Origin of the sequence: Xanthomonas sp. D-36-1 (assembly GCF_017746155.1) — a bacterium.
In the GTDB taxonomy this organism is placed as follows: domain Bacteria; phylum Pseudomonadota; class Gammaproteobacteria; order Xanthomonadales; family Xanthomonadaceae; genus Xanthomonas; species Xanthomonas cissicola.
This window is the reverse complement of the sequence record NZ_JAGHWR010000040.1, coordinates 22,392-32,148: the sequence shown is the minus strand read 5'-3', so window position 1 is coordinate 32,148 and position 9,757 is coordinate 22,392. Positions and strand designations below refer to the sequence as shown.

The 9,757-nt window shown below is 63.7% G+C and carries 8 protein-coding genes and 2 pseudogenes; 7 read left to right on the top strand and 3 right to left on the bottom strand.

Annotated elements, in window-relative coordinates:
* The 3 genes from J7367_RS12985 to J7367_RS12975 form a co-directional block, all read left to right on the top strand.
* On the top strand, nt 1-634 hold a 634-nt coding region (locus J7367_RS12985; protein WP_217805494.1), incomplete at its 5' end, for a DNA methyltransferase.
* Nucleotides 635-641: 7 nt separating this feature from the next.
* A complete protein-coding gene (locus J7367_RS12980) occupies nt 642-3,137 on the top strand; it encodes a DEAD/DEAH box helicase family protein (RefSeq protein ID WP_176214998.1) in 2,496 nt (831 codons plus the stop codon).
* Complete coding sequence (locus J7367_RS12975; protein WP_057660103.1) at nt 3,134-4,036, top strand: alpha/beta fold hydrolase; 903 nt, start codon at nt 3,134-3,136, stop codon at nt 4,034-4,036. The genes J7367_RS12980 and J7367_RS12975 overlap by 4 nt, the downstream gene beginning before the upstream one ends.
* A 153-nt stretch (nt 4,037-4,189) precedes the next feature.
* Here the strand turns inward: J7367_RS12975 and J7367_RS12970 are convergent, their stop codons facing one another.
* Nucleotides 4,190-4,573: a YkgJ family cysteine cluster protein gene (locus tag J7367_RS12970; RefSeq protein ID WP_005928616.1), complete on the bottom strand. Its 384-nt coding sequence runs from the start codon at nt 4,571-4,573 to the stop codon at nt 4,190-4,192.
* Between the two features lie 328 nt (nt 4,574-4,901).
* Between J7367_RS12970 and oleC the strand changes: the two genes are divergently transcribed.
* The 3 genes from oleC (at nt 4,902) to J7367_RS12955 (ending at nt 8,046) form a co-directional block, all read left to right on the top strand.
* Complete coding sequence (gene oleC, locus J7367_RS12965) at nt 4,902-6,572, top strand: olefin beta-lactone synthetase (protein ID WP_057660101.1); 1,671 nt, start codon at nt 4,902-4,904, stop codon at nt 6,570-6,572.
* A 240-nt stretch (nt 6,573-6,812) separates the two neighbouring features.
* The gene (gene oleD, locus J7367_RS12960; protein ID WP_057660099.1) at nt 6,813-7,823 is read left to right on the top strand and encodes a 2-alkyl-3-oxoalkanoate reductase; all 1,011 of its coding nucleotides are present in this window, start codon (nt 6,813-6,815) and stop codon (nt 7,821-7,823) included.
* A gap of 64 nt (nt 7,824-7,887) precedes the next feature.
* Complete coding sequence (locus J7367_RS12955) at nt 7,888-8,046, top strand: DUF1328 domain-containing protein (RefSeq protein WP_003468167.1); 159 nt, start codon at nt 7,888-7,890, stop codon at nt 8,044-8,046.
* A gap of 115 nt (nt 8,047-8,161) precedes the next feature.
* Here J7367_RS12955 and J7367_RS12950 read toward each other — a convergent pair.
* A pseudogene (locus J7367_RS12950) lies at nt 8,162-8,403 on the bottom strand (acetyltransferase).
* Between J7367_RS12950 and J7367_RS12945 the strand changes: the two are divergent.
* A pseudogene (locus J7367_RS12945) lies at nt 8,387-8,576 on the top strand (hypothetical protein); the annotation flags it as partial. The pseudogenes J7367_RS12950 and J7367_RS12945 overlap by 17 nt on opposite strands.
* A gap of 63 nt (nt 8,577-8,639) precedes the next feature.
* On the opposite strand, the gene ddlA reads toward J7367_RS12945, so the two are convergent.
* Nucleotides 8,640-9,743, bottom strand: a complete 1,104-nt coding sequence (ddlA, locus tag J7367_RS12940) for a D-alanine--D-alanine ligase (protein WP_057660097.1) — start codon at nt 9,741-9,743, stop codon at nt 8,640-8,642.
* Nucleotides 9,744-9,757 lie beyond the last annotated feature (14 nt).

The following is a 9,757-nucleotide window of genomic DNA, read 5'->3' as shown; positions in this document are numbered from 1 at the left end:
TGTTCAGACCTTCCCTAAGCCTGTGCTATTGCTTAAGGATATTCTGTCTTACGTAACAAATGATCAGGATACCGTGTTGGATTTCTTTTCGGGTTCTGGGAGTGCCGCGCATGCCGTCGCCAAACTCAATGCCGAAGATGGCGGGAAACGTAAGTTCATTCTTGTGAGTAGTACCGAAGCGACTGAAGGTGAGCCGGATAAGAACCTATGCCGCGACGTTTGTGCCGAGCGAGTGCGCCGTGTCCTTGGTGGCTATACCGATACAAACGGTCAAACAATGGAGGGAATGGGTGGCGGCTTCGCCTACTTGCGTACCCGTCGCATCCCGAAGCATCGGTTGGCGCTCAAATTAGACCACGCAGAGGTTTGGCACGCGCTTCAACTGTTGCATCGCCAGCCGTTGTCGCCCTGGCCTGGCGGCGGTTTTGGCAGTGATGGCGAACTGGCCTATTTGGCGGATTTCCAGGCCGCACATTTAGAGCAGTTGCGGGAGTGGCTGCGGACCCGCACAGCGGCAGTCGCTGTCGTCTATACCTGGTCGACGGAACGGCTGAAGGGATTGCTGAGAGAGGCAGCGGCCGACTTGTCTCTGCTGCCTTTGCCGCACCACCTGCGCGAACGCTTCGGACGTTGATATGCCCATGCCATTGAAAGAGTTTCAGAACGTTATCTGCGACGGCATCGTCGCCCAGTTTGGTGAGGTGCGTGCGCTATATCGACAGATTGCCGCCGCAGCGCCCGAACGCATTGACCAGGCGCGTCGCAAGGACGCTGTCATCGTGTTGCAGGCGCCGACTGGCGCTGGCAAGACGCGTATGGCGATCGAAGTGATGCGCCGCGTGGCGGCCGAGGAACGGATGTTGTGGTTCTGGTTTGCGCCTTTCACTGGGCTGGTCGAGCAATCGCGCAAGGTTCTGACCGATCAGGCACCAGAGTTGGCGCTGCTGGATCTGGATGCGGATCGGCAATTGGATGCGGTGCGCGGTGGCGGGGTGTTCGTGGTCACCTGGGCCTCGTTGGCGGCACGCAAGGCCGAGAGCCGGCGCGCGCGCCAGCGCAGCGACGCCGGCCTTTCCATCGACGACGTCATCGCATTCGCACGTGAGCAAGACTTGCGCATTGGCTGTGTGGTGGATGAGGCGCATCACGGATTCCAGCGAGATACCCAAGCCAGGGCGTTCTTTTGCGACGTGCTGAAGCCTGATTACGCACTGCTGATGACCGCCACGCCACGCGACGCTGATATGAAGGCCTTCGAACGTGCGACCGGTTATTTCGTCGGGGAGCCACCGGACTGGGCCTCGGTCAGCCGTGCCGATGCAATGGACGCCCGCCTGCTCAAGCGGGGCGTGCGGATGGTGCGTTTTATCGCCCGCGATGGCGATACCGCGCAATTGGTGGATTTTGAACATCTTGCGTTGCGCGAGTGCACACAGATGCATCGCACCATTCGCAAGAACTTGGCAGATGCGGATATTGCACTGACGCCATTGATGCTGGTGCAGGTGCCGGATGGCAAAGTCGCGCAGGAAGCGGCACGGACGTATCTAGTTGAGCACCTTGGATTCGATGCGACCGCGGTGCGTGTCCATACCGCCGCCGAACCTGATCCGGATCTATTGTCGTTGGCGCAAGATCCCACAGTGGAAGTGCTGATCTTCAAGATGGCCGTGGCCCTGGGGTTCGACGCGCCACGTGCGTTCACCCTGGCGGCATTGCGCGGTACCCGGGATTCAGGCTTCGGGGTGCAAGTGATCGGCCGCATCATGCGCCGTCATGCGCTGCTGCAGGCGCAGATGGATGTGCTGCCCGTTCTGGACCACGGATATGTCTTTTTGGCTAACTCCGAGTCGCAAGAAGGTTTGCTGGTAGCCGGCGCCCAGATCAACACACTCACAACGCAGGCGCCTGAGCTCGGGACGCAGACGGTTGTCACCATGATCGGCGATGGCGCCTCGCTGCAGGTCGTGCGCAGCGGAGAGCCTCTGAGCTTGCTGGTATCGCGCGCAGGGGCGCAGGTGTTGGACGCCGAAGCCGCGAGAGATGCGGTTTCCTCGGCGGGCACTACGAGTGAAGTGGCTGGTGCACTAGTGGGGACCCCGTTCGATGGGATGGCGAACGCAACCCAAGCCGCGCTGGAAATGTTTGGAGGCGAGGGTGCCTGGCCTGCTCGGGCCATCAGTGCCGCTGGTGCGTTTGTGTTGGCTCAGGAGAGCATGTATCGATATCCGCGTCGTTCCGACGCGCCAGATCGCCTGCGTGGAGAACAGCTGCCACCCGTGTCAGCCGATTTCGAGGCAGGCTTGGCCGCGCACGTCGATTTCTCACCGGAAGTGCTAGCCGATCGCCTGCGTGGCAGGGTGCAGGTGCAGCGCTTGGACACAGACTTGTTTGCTGGTCATCGGGTCGCAGAAGATGGCAGTGACCTTTGGGCCAATCTTTCGCCGCAAGCTGTCGCCGAAAAAGCCGAACAAATCCGATTGCGGCTGGTAGAAGCGAACGATCGCGAGTTATACCTCAGACTATTGGAGCGTTTCGTTCGCGCGATCGAAGCATCAGGCGCGGAAGCGCCTGAAGACGAAGAGCTGCAAATGCGCCAGTTGGATCTCTTGCTGGTGAGACGCCCTCGGCTTCTGCAAGATGCATTCAAACGCCTGCGTCAGGGCCAGGTGCTCGATGTCGATGTGCTACTGCCGGCCGAGTTAGTCAGCGATCAACCGCTGCGCTCGGCCAATCGTGGGCTTTATGGCGTCTTTCCATCTGGTTTGAACCAGGATGAGCTCGCCATTGCGGAGCGTCTGGATGCCAGTACCCAAGTGCGGTGGTGGCATCGCAATCAACCCAAATCAGGCATCGGCCTCTATCGCTGGGATGAGGGGGATGGCTTCTATCCTGATTTCGTGGTGTCTGTTGCAGAAAGTTCTGCTCCGGGTATCGCGCTGCTGGAATTGAAGGGTGACCACTTGTGGGGTAAGCCCAGCGAAGTGGACAAGAGTGCGGCTGCCCATCGGGAGTACGGTCCCGTTTTCATGGTCGGTCGCAAGCGCGGCGAGCGTGATTTCTTCTATTTGCGCGAGTTGGGTGGGCGCCTGCAAAGCGCAGGGTCCTTTGATCTGGATCGGATGCGATTTACATGAACTACCCCGGCTATCCCTTCACCCCCAAGCGCCTTGAGGTGCGACCCGGCGTTGCGATGTCGTATCTGGACGAAGGCCCGCGCGATGGCGAGGTGGTCGTGATGCTGCACGGCAATCCGTCGTGGAGCTATTTGTGGCGGCATCTGGTGAGCGGCCTGTCCGATCGCTACCGCTGCATCGTGCCCGATCACATCGGCATGGGTTTGTCCGACAAGCCGGACGATGCACCCGACGCGCAGCCGCGTTACGACTACACGCTGCAATCGCGCGTGGAGGATCTGGACAGCTTGTTGCGGCATCTGGGCATTACCGGGCCAGTCACGCTGGCGGTGCACGATTGGGGCGGCATGATCGGTTTCGGCTGGGCGTTGTCGCATCACGCGCAGGTCAAGCGGCTGGTCATCACCAACACGGCCGCGTTCCCGCTGCCGGCGGAAAAACCGATGCCATGGCAGATTGCGATGGGCCGGCACTGGCGGCTGGGCGAGTGGTTCATCCGCACCTTCAATGCGTTTTCGTCCGGCGCTTCGTGGTTTGGCGTGTCGCGGCGGATGCCGGCAGCGGTACGTCGTGCGTATGTGGCGCCGTACAACAACTGGCGCAATCGCATCTCCACCATCCGCTTCATGCAGGATATCCCGCTGTCGCCAGCCGACAAGGGGTGGTCGCTGCTGGAGCGCTCGGCGCAGGCGCTGCCTGCGTTCGCCGATCGCCCGGCCTTCATTGCCTGGGGTCTGCGCGATATCTGTTTCGACAAGCACTTCCTGGCCGGCTTTCGCAAGGCATTGCCACAGGCCGAAGTGAGCGCATTCGACGATGCCAATCACTATGTGCTGGAAGACAAGCATGAGGTGTTGGTGCCGGCGATTCGCGCGTTTCTGGAGCGCAATCGGCTGTAGCGCATCGCGCCGGCACAGCGTGCGGGGACACGTCAGCTCACCGCACGCAATGACTGCAATGACTGCATCGACATCCGATGCAGCGCGCAGGAGATCTCGGCCAGCTGCCTGCCGACGCTGTTGCGAGCACGACACAGGTGCTGCGCTACGGTGTTATACCGGCGGCAGCGGATTGCGTTGCGCGTCGTCCACGCCGACCCAATCGGCATCGGTCAGCGCGTGCAGGCCGTGCGCCAGGCGCGATTTGTCGCATTGCGCACTGCGCTGCCCGAATTCCAGCGAGGCCGGCACGGCCGCGCAGGACGACGGGCGGCGGTCGTGGATGCTGCAGCGGCTGTAGCGCCCGATGTCGGCGTCCAGTGCGATGCAGCGCGGCTGCGATTGGGAGGTGCCGCGCATCACCCGCTCATGCGTGCGTAGCGCCTCGGTCAGCTCGATCGGCACCCTGCCGCCCAATGCAGGATCGGCCTCGCTCCAATGGAAACTGACGCGGAAATAGGCGCAGCAGGCGCCGCAGGTAAGGCAGGGGTGTGCCATGGAATGCCGGGCCTGGCGCGGCGAAATCGCGTGGGAAGCGCGGCATTTTGACCGAACCGCGCCGCGATACAAGTAGCGTGCTGCGGTGGCCGGTTAGCGATTCAGATGTGCGCCGCCATGCCTGGGGACGCGGGGCTGCACGCGTGCCGTCGCGCTCTGGCATGCGCTGAGAATCTATTGCGACGATTTGATCGGCCACTGCCGCGCATCGATGCGGCATGGGCGCCGCGCGATGGTGAGCCGCGCCTGCCTCCCCCCTGCGCCACGCGTTGCCTGCAAGTAGCCTGCAGGCGGCCGGCGGCATTGGTGCATGGGTGATAATGCGCCAATGACGACCCTCTGCAATATCGCGGCCACCCTGCCGCAACTGGCGCGCGAGCGCCCCGACCAGATCGCCATCCGCTGCCCGGGCGGTCGCGGTGTCAACGGGTTTGCTGCCTACGATGTGACCTTGAGCTATGCCGAGCTGGATACGCGCAGCGATGCGATTGCCGCCGGACTGGCACGCCACGGCATCGGGCGCGGCGCGCGTGCGGTGGTGATGGTGCGGCCGTCGCCGGAATTCTTCCTGCTGATGTTTGCCTTGTTCAAGGCCGGTGCGGTGCCGGTGCTGGTGGACCCGGGCATCGACAAGCGAGCGCTCAAGCAATGTCTGGACGAAGCGCAGCCGCAGGCGTTTATCGGCATTGCGCTGGCGCAGCTGGCACGCCGGTTGCTGCGCTGGGCGCGCTCGGCAAAGCAGATCGTCACCGTCGGCGGACCTTACGGCTGGGGCGGAGTCACGCTGGCACGTGTAGAGCGCGATGGCGCCGGCGCAGGCAGCCAGTTGGCCGACACCGCGCCCGACGATGTGGCGGCGATCCTGTTCACCAGCGGCTCCACCGGCGTGCCCAAGGGCGTGGTCTACCGGCACCGGCATTTTGTCGGGCAGATCGAATTGCTGCGCAATGCCTTCGGTATGCAGCCCGGCGGCGTGGACTTGCCGACGTTCCCGCCGTTTGCCTTGTTCGACCCCGCGCTGGGGCTGACCTCGGTGATTCCGGACATGGACCCGACGCGCCCGGGCAGCGCCGACCCGCGCAAGTTGCATGATGCGATCGCGCGCTTTGGCGTCACCCAGTTGTTCGGTTCGCCTGCATTGATGCGCGTGCTGGCCGATCATGGCCAGCCGCTTCCCAACGTGCGCCTGGCCACTTCGGCCGGTGCGCCGGTGCCGCCGGATGTGGTGGCCAAGATCCGCGCGCTGCTGCCGGCCGATGCGCAGTTCTGGACCCCGTACGGCGCCACCGAGTGCCTGCCGGTGGCCGCGATCGAAGGCCGCACCCTGGAAGCGACGCGCAGCGCCACGGAAGCCGGTGCCGGCACCTGCGTGGGCCATGTCGTGCCGCCCAACCAGGTGCGCATTATTGCGATCGACGATGCGGCCATTGCTGACTGGAGCGGCGTGCGCGAGCTGGCGACGGGCGAGGTCGGCGAGATCACCGTTGCCGGCCCCACCGCCACCGACACTTATTTCAACCGTGATGCGGCCACGCGCATCGCCAAGATCCGCGAACGTTGCGGCGATGGCAGCGAGCGCATCGTGCACCGCATGGGCGATGTGGGGTATTTCGATGCCGAAGGACGCTTGTGGTTCTGCGGGCGCAAGACCCAGCGCGTGGAAACCGCACAAGGCCCGATGTACACCGAGCAGGTGGAGCAGATCTTCAATGCGTTACCCGGGATGGGGCGCAGCGCGCTGGTGGGCGTGGGCGAGAGGGGCCGGCAGCGTCCGGTGCTGTGCTACGAACCGGACGCCTACGCCTGGATGTCCAGCCCGATGGAGCAGGAGGACTTCAGGCAGCAGCTGCGCAGTACCGCTGCAGCGCATCCGCTCACCGCCGGCATCGCCGATTTCCTGTGCCATCCGGGCTTTCCGGTGGATATCCGCCATAACGCCAAGATCGGCCGCGAAACGCTGGCGGTGTGGGCAGCGCAGCAGCTGCAGAAGAGCGGCTGACCACAGGGCGCGCGCAGTGGTGGGCGGGCGTGGATGGCGCGCTCAAAAAATCGCTCTGAGAAATCGCAGTGCGCGAGCGATCGATTCCGAGCACTCCACACCGCGCCGGACATTAGGCGCAGTGTGCATTGGTCGCTTCGGGTCGCCTGCGGCAGATTGCATGGCCACGTGTCGAGGCAAGATCGCCAAGGCGGGTATGGCCGGCTATGGTGTCGTCCCTCAGAGGCGAGGTGTGGTGCGATGAAGGTATTGGTGACCGGTGGTGGCGGCTTTCTTGGCCAGGCGTTGTGCCGCGGCCTGCGCGCGCGTGGGCACGAGGTGGTGAGCTTCCAGCGCGGCGATTACCCGGTGCTGCAACAGCTGGGCGTGAGCCAGATCCGCGGCGACCTGGCCGACCCGCAGGCGGTGCGGCATGCCTTCGCCGGGATCGATGCGGTGTTCCACAATGCCGCCAAGGCCGGCGCCTGGGGCAGTTACGACAGCTATCACCAGGCCAATGTGGTGGGCACGCAGAACGTGATCGAGGCCTGTCGCGCCAATGGCGTGCCGCGGTTGATCTATACCTCCACGCCCAGCGTCACCCATCGCGCCACCAACCCGGTGGAAGGACTCGGTGCCGATGAAGTGCCGTATGGCGACAATCTGCGCGCCGCCTACGCGGCGACCAAGGCCATCGCCGAACGTGCAGTACTGGCCGCCAACGGCGCCCAGTTGGCGACAGTGGCACTGCGACCGCGCCTGATCTGGGGGCCGGGCGACAATCATTTGCTACCGCGCCTGGCAGCGCGTGCGCGTGCCGGGCGGCTGCGCATGGTCGGCGATGGCAGCAATCTGGTCGACAGCACGTACATCGACAACGCCGCGCAGGCGCATTTCGATGCGTTCGAGCACCTTGCCGTGGGCGCTGCCTGCGCAGGCAAGGCGTACTTCATTTCCAATGGCGAACCGCTGCCGATGCGCGAGTTGCTCAATCGCCTGCTGGCTGCGGTGGGTGCGCCGGCAGTCACGCGTTCGTTGTCGTTCAACACCGCGTACCGTATCGGTGCGGTGTGCGAAACGCTATGGCCACTGTTGCGTCTGCCAGGCGAGGTGCCGTTGACCCGTTTTCTGGTGGAACAGCTGTGTACGCCTCATTGGTACAGCATGGAGCCGGCACGTCGCGACTTCGGCTATGTACCGCGCGTCAGCATCGAAGAAGGCCTGCAACGGCTGCGATCCTCATCTTCCAACGACATCGCCATCACCGTATAAAGACCGGCATATCCACAAGATACGTCTGCGCCGATTCGGCACGACAACTTTTGGATACCTTGCCATGCTGCATTACGCCATCATCTTTTTCGTCATCGCCATCATCGCTGCTGTGCTGGGCTTTAGCGGTATCGCCGGTGCGGCGACCAACATCGCCTGGATCCTGTTCGTGGTGTTCCTGATCCTGGCAGTGATCTCGATGTTCCGTCGCGGCAAGGTATAACGCTTCGCTGCGATACGTCACGGCAGCGGCGCTGCCGGTTGGCGCTCACAGGGCCCGCTTCCGCAAGGACGCGGGCCCTGTGCGTTGTGGCGGCAAGTGCCCGGATCTTGGCTGATTACCGCTGTTTTCCCTTGGACCGCACGTGCTTGCCATTGGCCAGCACGGCATCGCCGATCGCAGCAAATTCCGGTTACCGATGCAGCGCGCTGGAGGCGGCTTTGGCAGGCCTCGGATCGACCTTGCACACCAGCAGCCGCTGTCCTGCTGCACGCGACTGACGGATGAGTTCGCCATGCAACTGCGTGGCAAGACCGCGCCGACGTGCGGTGCGGCGATCACGATGCGTTCGACTTCCACGAAGCGTGCAACGCGATCGGCCGTCCACGCGAAGTTCGCAGTGGCACATCGCATCCTGATCCAGCGCGAGCAGCAAGCCGTCAGCCGGCGCGGCGATACGGAGGTGCCAGGCCATTGCCAGCAACGCGGCGAGGCCATCGAAATCGAGCAAAGACAAGCGGTGGCATCGGCGTTATCAAGTGCAAGCGCCGCGTCGTGGTTGTGCGGCGGTATGGCACGTCGTGGCGGCAGCGCCATCACTGCGGTTGGACCGCACTGCGCAGCAACTGGTCCTCGGCATGTCGCTGTAGTGCGAGCTCGATCAACCGCGTGATCAGACTTTGATAGTCCAGCCCGCTTGCCTGCCACAATTTCGGATACATGCTGATGCGGGTGAAGCCCGGCAGCGTGTTGACCTCGTTGATCACGATGCGTCCATCGGCGCACAGGAACACGTCCACGCGTGCCATGCCTGCACAGTCCAGTGCCTGATAGGCCTGCACCGCGACTTGCTGGATGCGCTGCTGGGTCTGCGCATCGATGTCAGCCGGGATCACGATCTCCGCACCGTGTTCGCTGATGTATTTGGTTTCGTACGAATAGAACGCATCGTGCACCACCACTTCGCCACAGACGCTCGCTTGGGGCGCATCGTTGCCCAGCACGGCACATTCGATTTCGCGCCCGGCAATGGCTGCTTCCACCAGCACCTTGTGGTCGTAGGCCAAGGCCAGGGCGAGTGCAGCGGCGAACTGGTCGGCGCTGCGCACCTGGCTGACGCCGACCGACGAGCCCTGGTTGGCCGGTTTGACGAACAGTGGCAAGCCCAACTGCGCGATCAACGCATCCACATCGGCCATTGCGGCGGTGTGGCGGTTGAAGCAGGCGAACGGCGCCACCGCCAGCCCGGCATCGCGCAACACGCGCTTTGCCATGTCCTTGTCCATCGCGACCGCCGAGCCGAGTACGCCGGAGCCGACGAACGGCAGGTTGGCCATGCGCAGCAGCCCCTGCAGCGAGCCGTCTTCGCCCAGGGTGCCGTGCACGATGGGAAACACCACATCGATCTGCGCCAGTGCCTGCTCCGGCTGGATCGGGCGCACCTGCTGCTGTTGCGCGCCCGGCAGCAGCGCCACGCCGCGACCGCTACGATGCAGCGCGATGCGCACCGGGTCGTCGGCATGCAGCAGGAAGCTGTCGGGGTCGTTGACGTGCCACTGGCCTTGCTTGTCGATACCGATCAGCACCGGCTCGAAGCGTTGCGGGTCCAGCGCATCCAGGATATTGCGCGCCGATTGCAACGAAACCTCGTGCTCGGCCGATTTGCCACCGAAGATGAGGCCGACCCGAATCATGCGCATTGCCTGCTCCTGCC

Coding starts and splice junctions, on each gene's coding strand:
- oleD (WP_057660099.1), top strand. CDS start 6,813: ATGAAGGTATTGGTGACCGGTGGTGGCGGCTTTCTTGGCCAGGCGTTG.
- J7367_RS12975 (WP_057660103.1), top strand. CDS start 3,134: ATGAACTACCCCGGCTATCCCTTCACCCCCAAGCGCCTTGAGGTGCGA.
- J7367_RS12955 (WP_003468167.1), top strand. CDS start 7,888: ATGCTGCATTACGCCATCATCTTTTTCGTCATCGCCATCATCGCTGCT.
- oleC (WP_057660101.1), top strand. CDS start 4,902: ATGACGACCCTCTGCAATATCGCGGCCACCCTGCCGCAACTGGCGCGC.
- J7367_RS12980 (WP_176214998.1), top strand. CDS start 642: ATGCCATTGAAAGAGTTTCAGAACGTTATCTGCGACGGCATCGTCGCC.
- J7367_RS12970 (WP_005928616.1), bottom strand. CDS start 4,573: ATGGCACACCCCTGCCTTACCTGCGGCGCCTGCTGCGCCTATTTCCGC.
- ddlA (WP_057660097.1), bottom strand. CDS start 9,743: ATGCGCATGATTCGGGTCGGCCTCATCTTCGGTGGCAAATCGGCCGAG.